This window comes from Chelativorans alearensis (assembly GCF_010993735.1).
GTDB lineage: Bacteria > Pseudomonadota > Alphaproteobacteria > Rhizobiales > Rhizobiaceae > Chelativorans > Chelativorans alearense.
This window is the reverse complement of record NZ_WQNI01000017.1, coordinates 82,585-100,315: the sequence shown is the minus strand read 5'-3', so window position 1 is coordinate 100,315 and position 17,731 is coordinate 82,585. Positions and strand designations below refer to the sequence as shown.

Below are 17,731 nucleotides of genomic sequence, written 5' to 3'. Positions count from 1 at the left end.
GCCGGCAGTGGCACGCTGATCAGTCCGGCCCATGCCGGAGAGCATGGCGACCAATGCCGTCACCTACACCACGCCTGGGGGCACGATCTTAAGCCACTTTTACCAAACAAGGTGCGCGGCGTACCGAGAGTGGATGATCGTCGAGTGATCTCAGGCATTGTGCATGTTCTCAAATCCGGATGCCGATGGGTAGATGCGCCGCAGGAATACGGACCTCGCAAAACGCTCTACAACCGCTTCGTACGCTGGGCCGCAAAAGGAGTATGGCGCGACATCTTCCTCGCCTTGGCTGACGCAGGAGGGCCGCCAAGCCAAGCGCTCATCGACAGTTCTGCAGTTCGTGCGCATCGCTCGGCTGCTGGCGGAAAAGGGGGGAGCAGTTGCAAGATGTCGGGCGTTCGCGTGGAGGCCTGACAACAAAAATCCACGCAATCACGGACCGCCTCTGCCGCCCGATCAGATTTATCCTGACGGGTGGCCATGTTCCCGACTGTGTGGCGGCAGAATCACTCCTCGGAATGCTGCCTTCGCAAGTTGACGTGGTACAGGGTGACAAGGGCTACGACAGCAATGCAATCCGTTTACAGATCGAAGCGGCAGGGGCGGCTCCAAACATCCCGCCGAAGTCGAACCGCCGCTATAAGCCCGGCTTCTCGCCAGCGCTTTACCGAGATCGGAATGCCGTGGAGCGCATGTTTGGGCGGCTAAAGGATTTCCGCCGTATCGGAACCCGTTATGACCGAAGGGCAGATGTCTACCTGTCCGCTGTATGCCTTGCCGCCACCGTGAGCTACTGGTTATGAGTCCGGAGCCTAGCAAAGAGACCTGGATCGACATTCCCACCGGATAGAACGGCGACAACCGTTTGGCCCGTCACATCGATGCGCCTGTTCAGCAAAGCGGCAAGTGCAGCCGCTCCGGATGGTTCCACGACCAGCTTCAGCTCACGGAATGCGAAAGCAACGGCCCGCTTTACCTCCTCCTCCGAAACGACCAATCCCCCCGTGACATGCTGCTTGTTGATCGAGAACGTGAGTTCGCCTGGCGTCGGGGCCAACAGTCCATCGCAAAGTGAGCCGGAGGCCTTTCGATTGGCAAGCCGCTCGCCTGCGATGAACGATCGCGCGTGATCGTCAAACCCTTCCGGCTCGACGGAGTAGAGCTTCGTTGACGGTGCTTGTTCGTGGATAGCCAGTGAATTCCCCGCGAGCAGCCCACCGCCTCCACACGGAAAGAGAACCGCGTCCGGCGTGAGGTTCAGCTTGTTCAGGTCCTCGACAATCTCGCGACCGACCGTACCCTGCCCGGCGATGATGAAGAAGTCGTCGTATGGCGGGACGACGACGGCACCACGCTCCTCGGCGATGGCGCGGGCCATGGCAACACGGTCGTCCTTTTCGCGGTCGAACAGAATGACCTCCGCACCGGCAGCGGCGGCGCGCTCTCGTTTCGTCGCGGGGCTGTCCTTCGGCATCAGGTTGATGGCTCGGATGCCGAGCAGCTTGGCAGCTGTGGCAACGCCCAACGCGTGGTTTCCAGAGGACATCGCGACGACGCCGGCCGATTTACGGTCGTCGGGAATGCGCGAAAGCCGGTTGTAGGCGCCACGGAACTTGAAGGAGCCGGTTCGCTGAAGCGTCTCCGGCTTCAGAAAAACCCTGGCCCCGGTAATGCTATCGAGCTCGGGTGAGGCTAGAAGCGGCGTCCGAAACGCCACGCCAGAGATCATACGGGCTGCATCGGCTACATCGGCCGCAGTGGGCAGTTCAAGCACTGAATGAATCCTGTTCCAGGTGAGAATTTCGCCCACAGTAAGAGGCCGTGTTCCGATCGCAGCTAGATTGACCCGTTGCGACCGTGGGCATCACAGTGGTTGAAAGACGCGCGTCAACTTGACCCCGTTTCGCTCGAACTCTCGGCAGCGCTGAGTTGTCGCCGGGCCGCAGCCGCCTCGAGATCGAGATGATCGCGCAGCCCGTCCGGCATTCCCAGCTGACGCGCCAGCTCGTCGAGATAGCGCCGCTCCTCGGCGGTGTCCGGATCGACGGCCAGTACCGAGGCGAGATAGAGTTCGGCGCGCTGGGCGTCGGTTCGAGCAAGCCGCGCCACTTCGATGGGATCGGCGGGAGCCGAGAAATAGTCGAGCATGGCTGCCTTCTCCTCTGCGCCGAACCCCATTTCCTTGATCTGATCGCGAATGTGGCCGTGCTCCGCCTGGTCGATATGGTCGTCGGATTTTGCCGCCGAGATCATCGCGCGCATCAGCGCGAGCCGAAAATCCTGTCCCGCGTGATCCCGATCATGGTCGACGTCAAAGCCACTGCCATCGGGCGGCTTCGGCAGATTGAGCGGCTCGGCCTCGTTGCCCGACGGCTTGTTCTGCTTCCAGTCCTGATAGGCCTTGTAGGCGAGGCCGGCAACGACGGCCATACCACCATACTTCAGCGCCTTTCCGCCAAGCTTGCGTCCTGCCTTGGTGCCAAGCAAGAGCGCGAGCAGTCCACCTGCCGCGGCCCCGCCTGCGAGCCCCCCTGGAAGGCCCGATCGGATCTGATCGACCGGTGAGTGCCCCCGTGGTTTGGAGGGATGCGCACTCCCTTGGGAGCCCAGAAAGCCTTCGAGAAGCTTGTTTATGTCCATGGAGAAGAGTCCTTGCTGATGCATCGGCCGGTGACCTGCATTAGCTAAGGACGTCGGCGCAGGATTTCCAGGACCGCCCCGAACCGACCGGGCGCGCGGCTCCGCTGCGTAAAGGCCCCGATGCCCCTTCAACGCGCGCTTAACGCAGCCATGCGATCGAGCGCTGCGGTCAGGCCGCTGAGGGACACCGGGAAGGTCAGCTGGGTCTCGGCAGCGGTCGTGACATTGAGCTTCAGCACCGTGCCTCCTCTCATCCTCTCGAGCGTTGGCGGATCGATCGAAAACACGGCAAGACACCCTGTGGGCAGGCAGGTTCTGAACCGCAGCAGGGGCAACGGCGGCTGGTCGTCGATCTGCGGCGTCACGCCGGAATCGAGCAAGATGCCGAAGGGCAGAAGCATGGTGGCGGTTGCCGAACCGTCCGCGCGTCCCTGCATCTCTACCGCAAGAATCCTGTGGCCGTTCTGCTGCACCTGGTCCTGCGAGAGCGAACAGACCCTCGCGTTCTCCTGAACGGAGCACGCCACGCTCCAGTCCTGATATACCTCGCGGAGGGAGGACGCTCCGTTCGGAAGTGCCGCCACCTGTTGCTGGGCCGATGCGGGCGACATCAATGAGAATATGATTGCCCCGCACGCGGAAGCGGCCCTCGAACGAAGCCTCATGTACATACCCACTCGCGAATTTTGCATTCCTCACCGGCCTGCTCGCAGGTCTGTAGCGCGAGATCTTCGGCTTCCCGGCGGGTTTGTGCCGCCTCTGCACCCCAACTGGCAGGTCGGCCGGTCGTCTCCCCGCCCACGGCGAGCGCGCCGCAGTGGTGATAGGGAAACCCGGTTTCATCGTCGTCATCCCAATGACGATGATTGCGGAACACGCTTACAACGACGCACGCGCTGCCCTCGTTCCGCTCGCAGTGCTTGAGTGCAATGTCCATTGCCTCCTGCCGCTTGTCGGCGCCCCAAAAGAAGCCGTGCTTTTCGTCCACCTCGGAGTAGGCAATTGCCGCCCAGATGCCGCGCTCCTCTTGAGGCGGCGGAACCGGTACTTCCCCAGCCGTTGTGGGGAGATCGGCCGCGCCGAGCTGCCCTGTGCACACCAACAGCATGCCGATCGCTGCAATGGCAGACCATGGTTTCATTTTGCGCTCCCTTATTTTCCGGCCGCCGAGGCCACGGAAATGACGACGCAGCTGTTGCCGGCAGGCAGAAGCATCGCGTTACCCCCGCCATTGGCAAGTTCATAGATGCCGATCTGCCCGAGATTGTTGACGAGCTTGCTTCCTTCCGGAAGCATGGCCGGAATGTCTGCGCAGGCAGCACCGAACGGTGCCACGCGGACCATTGAGCCTTCGCAGGCGGATGCGGTAGGCGCGGCGAATACGACGCCTGCCGCCGGACCGCTGTAGCCCTCCGCGGCATAGTTCATGCCCACCAGAGCTTGCACGGCGTGCTCGTCGGCGGCCTCATTGTTCCAGATCGACTGAACGCTGTAGGTCGTGCCGTTCGTCAGCAGTTCCCCGAGAACCGGAAAGACGGTGGAGCAGGATTGCAAACCGGCCTGCTTGGCGTGCTGCAGAAATGGCGTATCGGCCAGCGTTTGGCTGGCTTCGTTGGTCTTTGCCACCGCCGGCTGCGATACGAAATTCCCAATCACATCGTATCGCATGGCGGTGAAGCCGGCAGCGCCGACGGCGGCAACTGCGAGCAGCGAGAAGACCGCCGTTCTCAACCAGCTTCGGCTCGGCCTGCTCCGATCGGCGACACCGTCCTGAACGGCATCTTTATCCTGGTTCCGGGACATTATCCGATCGTGGATCGACCGTTGATTCATCGAGGGTGTCTCCATCAATTTATGGCCTCAACGGCATCAGAAAGGCCCTTGAGGGTCGCGGTCACGCTGACCGTCCTCCCATCCGTCGTGGGATAGGAGACGGCCGGCGCCGCGTTTTTCGAAATCTGTTCACGCATGATGGGGCCGACCGGCAGCATGCCGACGCACACCACTTGATTGCAGCCGTCCAGTTGAACTTTGACCGGTTCCTCGCGCCCCTCGAATTTGAACGAGACCAGACCGTCTGTCTTTGCCACAGGTGCTGTCCGCAAGATCATGTAAGGCTTTCCCTCTTGCGTGGCGGCAAGCGACCAACTGAAAGCCAACTGTCCAGCCTGATTCTCGATCACCTGGGTTACGTTGCAGATACGCTGGCGTTTTTCCAGGTTCTCATCGCAGATCAGCGTCCAGTTCTCGAACGGCCTGATGGTTCGTTGATAATCCCCCAGCTTCACATCCTGAGGTATTGCCACCTCGGAGGGCTTGATACGAAAGCCGGCAGAAATCACCTCCTGCCCGGCCGCATACGGACCGGACAGGAAGAGGCAAGCCATAACAATCGGGACGGCAGAGGCCGCGTGCCTGAACATGACGGCCTCAGTTCAGAGTGAAGCTGAGACCCGCGCCGACGCCCCAGTGCCCGTCAGTCGTCGTTCCCGACAGATTCGCGCGGACACGTCCGTTTTCACTGGTATAGCCCGCCCCGAAGGCAAGTGCAGCTTCGCTCCGCCAGTAGCCTGCCCCCATGGCCACGCTGAGCTTGCCGGGACGATCGTCGTAGCGGAGCGATGCCGCGGCAAGCCCTATGGCAGCGGCCTGTCTCGCCTCGTCGCGGATTGCGCCGTACTCCTGGTTCAATTGATCGAACTTTTGGTCGGTATAGTCGTTGGCCTGATCCAACGTCGTTGCAGCGACCTGGTCCGTATAGTCGTTCGCCGTCTCGACGGCCAAGGACCTGGCCTCGTTCAGCTGCGCAACATTGACGGCGTCGGTGTTGGCGACGCCTGCCCCGACATTCGAGATGACGACCGGCGCACTGGGATCGCCGCCCTGCAGGGTCACATTGTTGGTCCTCGTCACCGATCCGTCGGGGTTGGTGACGGTCTCATAGGTGACCGCATTGTTGGCAATCTTTCCCACATCGCCGATCTCGACGGACAGGTCATTGAGCGCTTGGTTCGTGGCGTATAGCTGTGAGCCGTTGATGGCGTCGGTGCTGTCTGCCGAAATGCGCCCGGCTGCGACGTTGGTGATAGTCCGTTCGGCGCCGGCGTCGCCGACGCTCACGGTGCCAACCGGAGCGGCGCCGGCGAAATCGTAGGTCTCACCGTTGATGGTCGTGCCGGCGGTAGCCACCGTGGCCTGCGTCGCCGATCCCGCGCCAAGCGCGACGCTGTTGGCGTGGTCGCTTTGAGCGCCCGCGCCGATGGCGACGGATTGAATACCCCCCGAGCGAGAATTCGTGCCGAAAGCGATGCCGTCGGCCAGCATGACGTGAGCGTTCTGGCCGATGGCCGTTCCGCCCGGCGCGATCTGGTCGACGATCGCGCCATTGCCGATGCCGATGCCGTTGTCGCCGTTGACCACCGTCGTCGGGCCGACCGCGATCGACTCCGCGCCGACGGCAAGGGAATCGCCAGCCGCCGAATTGGCATGGAAATACATGGACGGGGTCGCCGCGACCGAGGCGATGGCGCCCTGGAGCTGGCGGATCGTCACCGCGTCCTGGGCATTCGTGCCGTCCGCGACATTGGTGATCTGCCGGTACGAGGTATCCGTGCCGACCGACACGGCGCCAAGCAGCGTCTTGTCGGTCGTATTGTATTCAATGAAGTTGGTTGCCCCGGCCGGAATCTGGCCGGTGGCCGGGGCCAGCGCCCGATCGGCGATCGATCCGGAACCAAGCGCGACGCCCCCTACGATGCTGGCCTGGCTGTCACGGCCAAGCGCCAGCGAACTGTCGGCTATGGCCGTCGCGTCATACCCGACCGCGGTGGAACCGATGCCTTGCGCGGAGGAATCGCTGACGGGAAGCGTCCTGTCGTTGGTGCGCACATAGCGGATGCCGTCGCCATTCGCGTCGGTAAAGGCCGTCGATGTGTCGCCGGCGATGTTGTTGACCGTGTTGCCGAGATTGGTGATGTCGGTCGTGTTCTGCGTGACCTGCTGGTTGGTCGCGAAGAGCTGCGAGCCGTTCACCGCGTCGGTCGAGCTGTTCGAGAGCCGCCCGGCCGCGACGTTCTGGATCTGGCGCTCGGCGCCGAGCGCGCCAACCGAGAAGGCGCCGGCCGGCGTCGCACCCGCGAAGGTATAGGCGGTGCCGCCGACCGTCGCGCCCGCCACTGCCGTCGTCGTGCCCGACTCCGCGCCGGAGCCGATTGCGACGTCGCCGGTGCCGTTGGCCACCGCGCCTGGGCCGATGGCGACGGAATCCGTCCCCAGCGCCTGCGAATCCGGCAGGACCGAGTTGGCGTGGAAGTACTTGATGCCCGCGCCGTTGTTGATGTTGTTGATGGAAGTGGCGACGCTGTCGACCGCCTGGTTGGTCGCATAGAGCTGCGAGCCGTTGATCGCGTCGGTCGAGCTGCCGTCGATCCGGCCGGCCGCGACGTTCTGGATCTGGCGCGGCGCGGTCGCAGAGCCCACGCTCACCACGTCGCCTGCGGCAGGCGCGCCGCCCGCGAAATTGTAGGTGGTGCCGGCGATCGCTGCGCTGGGCGTGGGCGTGGCGGCCGAAACCGTCGAGGCATTGCCGAGTACGACCGCGCCATCGAGGCCGACGGGGATCGTCACGCCGCTGCCGACGATGAAGGCGTTGTTGGCGTTGATCGTGTTGTTATTGCCGAGCGAATAGGAGCCCGAACCGGTGATGATCGAAGGGTCGCCGATGGCGGCGGAATTCGCGCCGCTGACGACGTTGCCGGTACCGATGCTGATGCTGTTCTCGCCACTCGCCTGCGCGCCGGTGCCCATGGCTATGGCGTTGACGCCCGAAGCGGCGGCATTGCGGCCGACAGCCGTCGCATTGTTCGCGCTCGCCACGGAACTGCGCCCGATCGCCGTTGCGGCTTCCGATCCCGAGGCGGTGGCGTTAATGCCCAAGGCGACGTTGCTCTGGCCGGAGCTGGTCGCGCTGTTACCGATCGCGACCGAGTTAATGGCGGTGACCGACGAGTTATAGCCGATGGCGAGTGAAGCTTCGCCGGATACGTTCGCGTTCAGGCCAAGGGCCATCGAATTTATCGCTGTTGCAGTGGCGCTGCGGCCGATGGCTGTGGCGTCGGCCTGGGATGCTATCACATCTGTGCCGATGCCGATGGAGCTCTGTCCACTGGCGCCTGTTCCAACAGTGCGCGAGCCAAGATAGATGGAGTTGTACCCGGATGCGATCGTCTGGAAGCCGATAGCTACGGCATTCTGATCGCTTGCGCTGGCGCTGGTGCCTTGGGCAATCGCATCCAATGCGGACGCCGCCGCAGAACTTCCAACTGCGACGCTGCGCAGCACACTCGCATTGGCGTTAGGTCCGATTGCCGTGGCCCTTTCGCCCGAGGCCACCGCGCCCGGACCGAAGGCAGAGGAGGTCAGGCCGGAAGCGACGGAGAACACACCCACGGCCGTGGAATTGGTCGCACCGGCGTTGGCATTGGCGCCGACGGCGGTGGAGCCGCTGGCCCCTGACGCAACGGACAGGACACCGAGCGCAACCGACGTATTGGCGGAGGCATTGCTTTGGCGTCCGATCGCAATGGCGTCGGTCGCGGATGCCTGCACATCCGTGCCGATGGCGATGGCGCTCTGTGCACTGGCGCCTGCTCCAAAAGTGCGCGCGCCAAGATAGATGGAGTTCAACGCGGACGCGTTCGCCTGGGAGCCGACAGCGAGGGCATTTTGGGCGCCTGCGTCAGAGAGGAAGCCGACCGCGGTGGAGCCTAGTCCCCTCGCGGCAGTACTTTGGCCGAGCGCGGTTGCGCTGGTGACCATAGCGCGTGCGTTATTGCCGAATGCAGACGCGCTTACTCCATTCGCATTCGCATTGACACCGATGGCTGTAGCGGAGTTTCCGATTGCATCGGCGCCAACACCGATTGCGGTGGAGTTAATTCCGTTCGAAACCGTGCTGCATCCAATGGCAATGCCACCAGTGTTGGTAGCGCCGCTGACTGTCGCCTGAGCGGGGCAACCTGCAGAACCACTGATCGCAATCCCGCCCCCGGCGGGATTGGCCGTTGTTCCGCCCCCGGCGACGTACTCGGCGTAGGCTGGGTCGGCGAACAGAATCGATCCGATCAAGGCGAGCGCGGACCCAGTGAGAAGGCTGATGACACGGTTGGGTGCGCCGCCGGTACCGAGCGTGCCGAGCCCCAGACCTTTGCGGCCGAGGCCGAGCGCACGGTGGGCCATGCGCAGCACCGCCATCAGCCTGCGGCGCTGCGAGCGGCTGTCGCCGCCAGCCGAAACCCAATTGCCGACAAATCCGCGACGGGATTCCCTCTCGATGCCTGTGGTCATTTTGCGTTTCCCTCGTGGTTGCCCGGGCGCTCTGTTGCCGCATCCGCCCCGGCGGTTAAATCTTCGAAATTGGAGGTGGTTTCCTGAAGAGCGCGCCCCATCTTCGCGCCCTGGCTCTCGATCAGCGCATAGGCGCTCGCAAGCCATGGCTGCGTGGGTTCCGGAACTGTGTAGAGGGCAGCGTGGACCCGCTCCGGAGGAAGCTTGACCGCCGCCAGCGCGCGGCAGACATCGAAATGAAGGGCCGGTTCCCGCTCGGCGTAAGCCGGAGAGGTCAACCCAAGCACGAAACAGGCAAAGAGATGATCGATCTCCGCTTCGGTGATCCGGCTGGTGTATTGGCGCTGTAAGGCAGCCCAAGCCGCCTCGGCCTTTGGAGCAAAGATTTCAATTTCCGCGAGTAGATCGTCGGTGGAAGATTTGACATGTCGCATCAAATGATTGCCGGACATACCCACAGCGCACTCGAATGTTATCCAATGTTAAGCGTGTGCATATTTGCGGCGGCAGGTATTTGGGGAAACTGCTGAATCTTTGGAGGAAAATCCGGTCTCGGACCGCAAGACGGCCATGTGGCCGATTTACCACACACGCTCAGGCCGCCAAAAAGTCCACCCTATCACCGTTGCAGCCTCACCTGTTTTGGGGTCCTGTTCCGGTATTTCGACATGATGTTCGTCAGGTGGCTCTGGTCTGAGAACCCGCTCAGATGTGCGATTTCCGCGATCGATAGATCACTTTCGACGAGGAGGTTTTCGGCGAAATCGAGACGCAGTCGGAGGAGATACTTGTGCGGTGGCTCGCCGAAGCTCTTCGTGAACACCTGGATGAAGTGGCGGGGCGAAAGGCCGGCGATGGCAGCAAGCTCGGCCACCGAGACTTTGTTGGCAAAATTTACGCTTAAGAACTCCCTTAGCTTCCGGGCGCTGCGGTTCGACAGGCCGCCCTTCGGAGCCGGCGGCAACTTTTGCACCCCCGCGTAATTGCGAAGGATATGCACGCCGAACATCGTGACCAAAGCGTCAACGTAGAGCTCGTTCGGGATTTCCCGCTGCGTCAGTTCCGCCTTCAGCAACTGCGCGTATTGCAGCGCCTGGGGATCGACGGTCCCGAAGGGCGGCGGCTGAAGCTCGGCACTATCCGCATCGAGTTCCTGGGCGGCCAGCTCGAGCAGGCTTTCGGGCGTGAGCGCCACGATTACACCCTCCTTAGTGGACGACCAGGTCACGTGGCTTTCCACATTCGCGGGGCTAATCGCAATCATCCCAGCATCGGCGTCGTATTCGTGGACCTTGTCGCCGCCGAGCGACACCCTTATTCCGGGCGAAGGCGCCAGCATCACCCCCACGAAATGCTCCCGCGCCTTGAATGTGTACGATCCCGGCGGACAAACGGAGTGAAACGCGCCGCCCCGGAGGGTGATCACGCGCGGTCCCGCGCTTTTCGGAATTCCATTGAAGATGTGCCGATTGGCCCGTCGCCAATCCGCCCCGGAACCGCCGCGTTCCAGGACCTCGCCCCCGTCTTGCATACCCGCCTTGCCTCAGCCGTATTGCCGAACGACCGAACCCCGGGGTTGCGCAGAGCCCCCTAGGAATTCACATCGCCGCCTAAGATGCCCTTTTCTCAAGCCTCCATTACCGCCCGCTCCAATTTACGGGTGCCGCTGCGTAATGGAAAGAGGGCAAGCTCGTAGAATCACGATGATCGCAAATATCGTCAGATTCTGCAGGTACGATACCATCTGACGGTGCCCGGCCGATGCACCGGCGGCATCGTCGAAGCCATGAGCGACGCAGGAATCTTTTGTCTTCGCGGCGTTCTCGTCGGCACGGTAGCTTTCCAGACATACGCCGGATATTGTGGCGCGAGGCTTCCTGGCGCGCCTATCCAAACGGCCGGTGCCGACGTCGCCCAGCACTATTCGGTGTCCTCCTCCGTGGAGGGCAGCCTGCCTCCCGTGCTCGAGACATTCTCAGAAGCACTGAAGGGAGCAGCGAGCGAAGCGCGCTCTTTACAAGTGCCGTAGCGAGCTCGCGGATTATCAGCGGTCCTCATCGGCGGACCAATTCGCGGTCCACTGCATCGCTGATACGACCTTGATGCCGATCAAGGTGTACAGGGCGTCGTTCGACCAGGATTTACCATCATGTGGAACGCTATCACCACCGCGCCTTTTTCGCGGATATTGAGTTGGCTGTCCTGGACAAGGATGGCCCGCAGCACTTGTTTTTCCCTGCCGGCGCTGCCACGATGGCTGGATTGATGCGCGCACCAGGCGCCATCAGACCGGTGCCGCCGTTCGGTTATCGCGTCGCACGGCTCGTAGGTTTTAGTGCCGGGCGACTCTTAGGTTATCCGGGTGTTTTGTGTCGATCTAATATTAGAGTATTTTGCGGAAGTCAGGGGTTGGCATCTACCCCCCACAGTTCCCGATTAGAGCGCGCATCCCTCGTTGGCGATCTTCTCCTATCGCCATCCGGACAGAGCAGAACTGGTTCAGAGTTCCGCGAAATATAACAAACCGTCTGAAGTTACTCGCAACTTCCGACGGTTTTTAACGATCAAGGTTCGGCCTAGCAGCTAGGGTCAGGACTCATTGATCAGAGCCAGAAGATGACGGCGGCTGCGATGCAGATGGCCGAGAAGAAGGTGTGGGCGCATCGGTCATAGCGGGTTGCGATACGCCTCCAGTCCTTGAGCTTGGCGAACAGGTTTTCGACCTTGTGGCGGTGGCGGTAGAGCGTTGTGTCGTAGGCATATGGGACTTTTCGGCTTCGGCTTGACGGGATGCACGGCTCGATGCCCCTGGCTGCGAGTTGCTCGCGGAACCAGGCACTGTCGTAGCCGCGATCGGCGATCAGATGAGTGGCTGGCGGCAAGGCGTCGAGGACGAGACGGGCGCCCTTGTGGTCGCTCATCTGGCCTTCAGACAGGAGCAGGATGATCGGCCGTCCTTCACCGTCGCAAACGGTGTGGAGCTTCGAGTTCAGCCCGCCTTTTGTTCGCCCGATACGACGGGGAACATCCCCTTTTTGAGCAGGCTCGCCGCGGTGCGGTGGGCCTTCAGATGGGTGGCGTCGATCATGATGCGCTCGGGCTTCGGCCCTTCGCCGGCAAGTCCGGCGAAGATGCGGTCGAACACACCCATCCTGCTCCAACGGATGAAGCGGTTGTAGAGCGTCTTGTGCGGGCCATAGCCCGCTGGCGCATCCTTCCATTGCAGACCGTTCCTGATCACGTAGACGATCCCGCTCACCACCCGTCGGTCATCGACCCGCGGAACGCCATGCGACAGCGGAAAATGCGGCGATATCCGCGCCATCTGGCGCTCGCTCAGCAGAAACAAATCACCCATCACGGTCTCCTTCAACGGAGACCGTGAATCACATCTCTAAGGGAATTAATAGGTCCTGAGCCTAGCTCTCACCCCTCCTTCTATTCCACACCAGGAATGCCGCATCCTCCTCCTCAAACAGCGCCGCCTAGGTTGGTTCCGGCAAACTTGGATCATCGAGCTGGACGCTGAGGTATTCGCGCGGCTCATGCCATGCTGCCACCGCGTCATCGCGCCGATATTGCGCGAGGACTGACAGCACTACATTGCTGTGCGCAGCCAACTAGTTTCGATCCGCGCTCTCGCCTCGTCCCCGATAGTATCCGCCTGGCGCTCAACCTGCCCCCTGTGATCGATGCATGCGCGAATCAAATCGCCGCATCATGCTGGTAATGACGGATCAGATCATGATCGTCATGGTGCGCCTGGCGCGTTATTCGGAGAGCGAGAGCCGATAAGCACGAGTGCCGCGTTCAGGTCCTCGTGGTCAAAAGCCCACGCCATGCGGTCGACTTCCGCCGGCGTGAGACCGACCACACCGGCGGCATTGCACCAGTCATGGCAACAACGAAGGCTTGCCCTGACGCCGAGCCGAGCGTTCCCCGTTATCACGCGCCCATCTGATCCAGACAATGGCCGTCGAAACGCCGACGCCAAACCGTATCACCACAGAACGTGTCGAAGCGGCCGTTGCAGCAGCACTCAGAACGCGAATCCGAAGATCATCACCGTAAGCTCGAGCCAAATCGCTACATCAACATGGACGATCTCAAGGAGCTCAAAAAGCTCATGCTCAAAGCCGCCGCCTAACCAGCATCATGGCCGCTCCTTTTGCAGAACTTGACGCACACAACCTTCAAAAGACGTGCTGTAAGGGCCGAGTGTTGGATTTCATCGTCAGAACACCGGTGCGCGTAAGCTGGTAGCGGCGATTGGCACGCTGTCCGCATGGCGGCTACCTTCGGCGGACTGACCCCGCACGTCAGTCGCCACCGACCGCCGCAGCGCAGGCCTCGACAAAGGCCCGGACCGCGGGCAGCCGCGCGCCCGTGCGCCGCCAGAGCACCCCTGTCTGGCGGATCTCCCCATTTTTCAGCAGGTGCTTCCGGAGCCGTGGCACGTCGGGCCAGGGCAGCCCCCAGTCCGGCACGACCGAGATGCCCAGCCCCCGTTCCACCATTGCAGCGATCACGTCGAGCGCGTCGAGCTCCAGCCACTCGCGCACCGTAAAACCGTTCTCGCGCAGATAGGCGTCGACGATCTGCCCACCCCACTGGTTTCGGTCGTAGCGGATGAAACGGTGCTCAGCGAAGATCCGGGGCAGTTCCGTCACGTCGGTGCCCTCGGGCACCAGCAGGACCAGTGGCTCGTCGCGGATCTTCCGCCAGTCCAGTGTCTTGGGCAGCGCGAATTTCGGTTTGACCAGCAAGGCCGCATCAAGCTCGCCATCGACCAGCGCCTGGTAAAGGTCGATCGAGGAACCGGGACGCACATGATATTCGACCTCCGGGTAGCGCGCGCTCAATCCGGCGATGGCTCCAGGCAGGATGCCGGTCATCGCCGTCGCCGTTGCTCCCAGCCGAAGCTGCCCAGCGGGCACGCCCCGCGCGGCGATGGCCCGAAGGTCCCGTGCATTCTGCACCAGGACACGAGCGCTGGCGAGAATTGCGCGCCCCTCCTCGGTGGGCTGAACCGTACGCCCTGCCCGCTCGACCAGCGCGTGGCCAAGATCGTCCTCGAGCACCCGCAATCGCTGCGCCAGCGCCGCCGGTGTGACGTTCAACCGCCGCGCGGCCTCGGCGATCGAGCCGCATTCGGCAACGGTAATAAAGGTTTCCAGAAAGCGTGTGTCCATAAAGATAGAATATCTATCATCTGAAATTACAAACACCAGTTTTACTTATCTGTCATCGCACCCCTAGCGTCCCTGCCAATCCGCATCACAGGCTGGAAGATATGATCATGAATGTGCAGAGGAAATTTGAGAGACTGGCGACCGACAACGCCCCCGGACAGGAGGTGCGGCTGCGCGCATCGAGGAGCGACTGGATGATCGGCGACCCGCTTCCCGGGCGGCCCGTGGATTTCTCACATGGCGACGTCGACGCGCATGAACCGACGCCGGGCGCCTTCGAGGCTTTTGCCGCGGGTGTCCAAGCCGGCGGCGTTCAGGCCTATACCGAGTATCGCGGCGCCGCGGCCATCCGCGAACCGCTGGCCGAGCGGCTGGCCGAATTCACCGGCGCGCCGGTCGACGCCGCCGAGGATCTGATCGTCACGCCCGGCACGCAGGGCGCGCTGTTCCTTGCCGTAGCGGCAACCGTGGCCGCGGGCGACAAGGTGGCGATCGTGCAGCCCGACTACTTCGCCAATCGCAAGCTGGTAGAGTTCCTCGAGGGCGAGATGCTGCCCGTCCAGATGAATTATGCAGAGACCGAGACAGGCGCGGGCTTGGACCTCAACCAGCTGGAGAAGGCCTTCCGCGCGGGCGCCCGGGTGTTCCTGTTCTCGAACCCCAACAACCCCTGCGGCGTGGTCTATTCCCCGCGTGAAATCGCCGACATCGCCGACCTCGCGACGCGTTTTGGCGCGACGATCATCGTCGACCAGCTCTATTCGCGGCTGCGCTACGAGGGCAGCACCTACACCCACCTGCGGGCCCAACCGGCCATTCCGGCAGACAACGTCGTGACGATCATGGGGCCGTCCAAGACGGAATCGCTCAGTGGCTACCGCCTTGGTGTTGCCTTCGGCGCACCCGCCGTGATCGAGCGGATGGAAAAGCTCCAGGCTATCGTATCGCTACGCGCGGCGGGCTATTCGCAGGCGGCTCTGAAGACGTGGTTCAACGAGCCCGAGGGGTGGCTAGACGCCCGCATCGCCGCACATCAGGCGATCCGCGACGAACTTGTCGCACTGTTCCGTAGCATCGGGGGTTGCACCGTCCGCCAGCCCGGCGCGGGCAGCTACCTCTTCCCCCGGCTGCCTGAGTTGACTATCCCGCCCGCTAATTTGGTCAAGGCGTTGCGCGAACAGGCCGGCGTGACTGTGACGCCGGGAACCGAGTTCAGCCCGCACACCGCCCGCAGTGTCCGGCTGAATTTTTCGCAGGATCACGCAGCCTCGGTTTCCGCGGTCGAGCGCCTCGCGGCGCTTGTCGAACGATACCGTGCCTGAGCGGTGACCATGTCCGATCAATATCTCACCGTCCGCTGCCGCTCGACCCGGGGCATCGTCGCCGCCATCGCCGGATATCTTTCCGAACAGGGCTGCAACATCACCGACAGCGCCCAATTTGACGACTTGGAGACCGGCAACTTCTTCATGCGTATCGGTTTCTGCAGCGAGACCGGGGCGAGGATCGACGATCTTCGCAAGGGCTTTGCCGAGGTCGCGAACCCGTTCGGGATGGACTACGCGTTCCACGACTCGTCCGAAAAGATGAAGGTGATCGTCATGGTCAGCCGTTTCGGGCACTGCCTGAACGACCTTCTCTACCGCTGGCGCATCGGCGCGCTCCCCATCGAGATCGTCGCCGTCATCTCTAACCACATGGATTATCAGAAAGTCGTGGTGAACCACGACATCCCCTTCCACTGCATTCGGGTCTCGAAGGAGAACAAGCCGCAGGCAGAAGCGCAGATCATGCTGTTGGTCGAGGAAACCGGCGCGGAGCTCATCGTGCTGGCGCGCTACATGCAGGTCCTGTCGGACGAGATGTGCCGGAAGATGTCAGGGCGGATCATCAACATCCACCATTCCTTCTTGCCCTCTTTCAAGGGCGCGAACCCCTACAAGCAAGCATTCGAACGGGGGGTGAAGCTGATCGGGGCAACTTCGCATTACGTCACCGCCGACCTGGATGAAGGGCCGATCATCGAACAGGACACCGTGCGCGTGACCCATGCCCAGAGCGCTGACGACTACATCAGCCTCGGTCGGGATGTGGAGTGTCAGGTGCTTGCCCGCACGGTTCATGCGCATATCCACAGACGCGCTTTTCTGAACGGCACCAAGACTGTGGTCTTCCCCGCGAGCCCAGGAAGCTATGCGTCCGAGCGCATGGGTTAAAGGCGGCAGCGATGCCGAAGGGCGGTGACGCTGCAAATCGCGCCATCTCCGGCAAACACGAGCAGGCGACCGGGTAATCGCAAAAAAATCCTTGACCAACGTTAAGTATCCTAATTGGATACACATCTGGAAGACCACGATCTCCGGGCGGGCAGGCCCGGCCGGAGCAAGAATGACAAGGCGAAACGCCGACCCAGGTTTGCCGGGCTGACCCTGTGCAAACGTCGAACCAGAGGAGAGTGCACATGAACATCTTGAGCAAGACGCGCCACGGTCTCTGCGCTGTCGCCATGACGGCTGCCTTGGCGCTTGGCCCGTCCGCCGCCCAGGCGCAGGAGACCATAAAGCTGGCCCATGCCGAGGCCGAGGGCAACCTGCTGGAAAATCCCTATTGGGCGCTGACGCAGGTCCTGGGTTCCGAACTCGAGACCGGCACGAACGGACGCTATACGCTTCAGGTCTTCCCCAACAAGCAGATGGGTGACACCGAATCGATCACCGAGCAAACCGCGCGCGGAGTGATCCAGATGGCTACCAGCATTGCCAGCGGTCAGCTCGCGAGCTTCTTCCCGTCGATCCAGATTCTCGACATGCCCTATACCTTCAACAGCACCGACGAGGCGCGCGCCGTGCTCGACGGCCCCTTCGGACAGGAGCTGGCCGATGCCGCTGCCAAGGAATCGGGTGTCCGCATCCTGGCCTACCTGCCCTCCGCATTCCGCAACTTTTCCAGTTCCAAGGCGCCGATCCATTCGCCTGCCGACATGGTCGGCCAGAAGATCCGCGTGCAGCCGATACCGATCCACCTGAAGATCGTGGAATCCCTTGGCGCCTCGGCTACCCCCATCGCCTGGGCGGAGCTTTACAACGCGCTTCAGACCGGCGTTGCCGACGGTCAGGAAAACGCGCCCTATGTGCTGCTGCTTGCCAACCTGCAGGAGGTCCAGAAGTATTACACACTCGACAAGCACCTGCTGAACGTGGCGCTGATCGCGGTGAACGAGGACTTCTACCAAAGCCTCTCCGACGCCGACAAAGCCGTCCTGAACTCTGCCGTACGTGAAGCGAAGCTCGCCTTCCTCGGCATCGTGAAGGCGAAGGAATCGCAGGATCTCAAGAAGATCGCCGATGCCGGCGTCGAGATATACCAGCCAACGCCGGAGGAATTCCAGCAGTTTGTCGACGCGACGCGCGACCCGGTGCGTGAGCTTCTGGCGGAAACGGTCGACCAGAAATGGTTCGACAAGCTCGACGCGGCCATCGCAGAAGTCCGTACCAAGAACGCGTCCAACTGATCCCCACTGTTGTAGCAATCGCTGTCCTGCCTCGTCCATCGGG

Annotated in this window: 16 protein-coding genes; 5 read left to right on the top strand and 11 right to left on the bottom strand. The window is 62.3% G+C overall.

The window, feature by feature from the left end:
• Positions 1 to 18 precede the first annotated feature (18 nt).
• Positions 19 to 803, top strand: a protein-coding gene (locus tag GPJ75_RS23385) for an IS5 family transposase (RefSeq protein ID WP_425483185.1) whose coding sequence is annotated in 2 segments (ribosomal slippage) — positions 19 to 393 and positions 396 to 803 — 783 coding nt in all. Because the reading frame shifts where the segments join, the coding sequence is not laid out codon by codon here.
• Here GPJ75_RS23385 and GPJ75_RS23380 read toward each other — a convergent pair.
• The 9 genes from GPJ75_RS23380 to GPJ75_RS23340 form a co-directional block, all read right to left on the bottom strand.
• Entirely contained in the window at positions 791 to 1,729 is a 939-nt protein-coding gene (locus tag GPJ75_RS23380) for a threonine ammonia-lyase (protein ID WP_163271912.1), read from the bottom strand. The two genes, GPJ75_RS23385 and GPJ75_RS23380, sit on opposite strands and share 13 nt — an antisense overlap.
• 158 nt (positions 1,730 to 1,887) lie before the next feature.
• On the bottom strand, positions 1,888 to 2,640 hold the full coding sequence (locus GPJ75_RS23375; RefSeq protein WP_163271898.1) for a tellurite resistance TerB family protein: 753 nt from the start codon (positions 2,638 to 2,640) through the stop codon (positions 1,888 to 1,890).
• Positions 2,641 to 2,768: 128 nt separating this feature from the next.
• Positions 2,769 to 3,305: an invasion associated locus B family protein gene (locus GPJ75_RS23370; protein WP_205602621.1), complete on the bottom strand. Its 537-nt coding sequence runs from the start codon at positions 3,303 to 3,305 to the stop codon at positions 2,769 to 2,771.
• A complete protein-coding gene (locus GPJ75_RS23365; RefSeq protein ID WP_163271894.1) occupies positions 3,302 to 3,781 on the bottom strand; it encodes a DUF4189 domain-containing protein in 480 nt (159 codons plus the stop codon). The genes GPJ75_RS23370 and GPJ75_RS23365 overlap by 4 nt, the downstream gene beginning before the upstream one ends.
• Before the next feature lie 11 nt (positions 3,782 to 3,792).
• A complete protein-coding gene (locus GPJ75_RS23360; protein WP_163271910.1) occupies positions 3,793 to 4,473 on the bottom strand; it encodes a hypothetical protein in 681 nt (226 codons plus the stop codon).
• Positions 4,474 to 4,487: 14 nt separating this feature from the next.
• Positions 4,488 to 5,063 carry an invasion associated locus B family protein gene (locus tag GPJ75_RS23355; protein WP_163271892.1) on the bottom strand — a complete coding sequence of 192 codons (576 nt, stop codon included), beginning with the start codon at positions 5,061 to 5,063 and terminating at the stop codon, positions 4,488 to 4,490.
• Between the two features lie 7 nt (positions 5,064 to 5,070).
• Positions 5,071 to 8,985 (bottom strand): YadA-like family protein, encoded by a 3,915-nt coding sequence (locus tag GPJ75_RS23350; protein ID WP_163271890.1) that lies wholly within the window; start codon positions 8,983 to 8,985, stop codon positions 5,071 to 5,073.
• Positions 8,982 to 9,419 (bottom strand): hypothetical protein, encoded by a 438-nt coding sequence (locus GPJ75_RS23345; protein WP_163271888.1) that lies wholly within the window; start codon positions 9,417 to 9,419, stop codon positions 8,982 to 8,984. Before GPJ75_RS23345 ends, GPJ75_RS23350 begins: the two co-directional genes overlap by 4 nt.
• A 185-nt stretch (positions 9,420 to 9,604) precedes the next feature.
• Positions 9,605 to 10,516 carry a helix-turn-helix domain-containing protein gene (locus GPJ75_RS23340; protein ID WP_163271886.1) on the bottom strand — a complete coding sequence of 304 codons (912 nt, stop codon included), beginning with the start codon at positions 10,514 to 10,516 and terminating at the stop codon, positions 9,605 to 9,607.
• Positions 10,517 to 10,771: 255 nt separating this feature from the next.
• Between GPJ75_RS23340 and GPJ75_RS23335 the strand changes: the two genes are divergently transcribed.
• Positions 10,772 to 11,014: a GSU2403 family nucleotidyltransferase fold protein gene (locus GPJ75_RS23335; RefSeq protein WP_163271884.1), complete on the top strand. Its 243-nt coding sequence runs from the start codon at positions 10,772 to 10,774 to the stop codon at positions 11,012 to 11,014.
• Between the two features lie 574 nt (positions 11,015 to 11,588).
• Here GPJ75_RS23335 and GPJ75_RS23330 read toward each other — a convergent pair.
• Both GPJ75_RS23330 and GPJ75_RS23325 read right to left on the bottom strand, forming a co-directional pair.
• A protein-coding gene (locus GPJ75_RS23330) for an IS5 family transposase (protein WP_163271882.1) occupies positions 11,589 to 12,343 on the bottom strand; the annotation gives its coding sequence in 2 pieces (ribosomal slippage) (positions 11,589 to 12,010 and positions 12,010 to 12,343; 756 coding nt in all).
• Between the two features lie 961 nt (positions 12,344 to 13,304).
• Positions 13,305 to 14,177, bottom strand: a complete 873-nt coding sequence (locus GPJ75_RS23325; protein ID WP_163271880.1) for a LysR family transcriptional regulator — start codon at positions 14,175 to 14,177, stop codon at positions 13,305 to 13,307.
• 101 nt (positions 14,178 to 14,278) lie between these two features.
• Here GPJ75_RS23325 and GPJ75_RS23320 point away from each other — a divergent pair, with 101 nt between their 5' ends.
• The 3 genes from GPJ75_RS23320 to GPJ75_RS23310 all read left to right on the top strand — a co-directional run bounded on the left by GPJ75_RS23320 (position 14,279) and on the right by GPJ75_RS23310 (position 17,688).
• Entirely contained in the window at positions 14,279 to 15,499 is a 1,221-nt protein-coding gene (locus GPJ75_RS23320; protein ID WP_246249228.1) for a pyridoxal phosphate-dependent aminotransferase, read from the top strand.
• 9 nt (positions 15,500 to 15,508) lie between these two features.
• Positions 15,509 to 16,393 carry a formyltetrahydrofolate deformylase gene (gene purU / locus GPJ75_RS23315; RefSeq protein ID WP_163271878.1) on the top strand — a complete coding sequence of 295 codons (885 nt, stop codon included), beginning with the start codon at positions 15,509 to 15,511 and terminating at the stop codon, positions 16,391 to 16,393.
• A gap of 245 nt (positions 16,394 to 16,638) precedes the next feature.
• Entirely contained in the window at positions 16,639 to 17,688 is a 1,050-nt protein-coding gene (locus tag GPJ75_RS23310; RefSeq protein ID WP_163271876.1) for a TRAP transporter substrate-binding protein, read from the top strand.
• Positions 17,689 to 17,731: the final 43 nt, after the last annotated feature.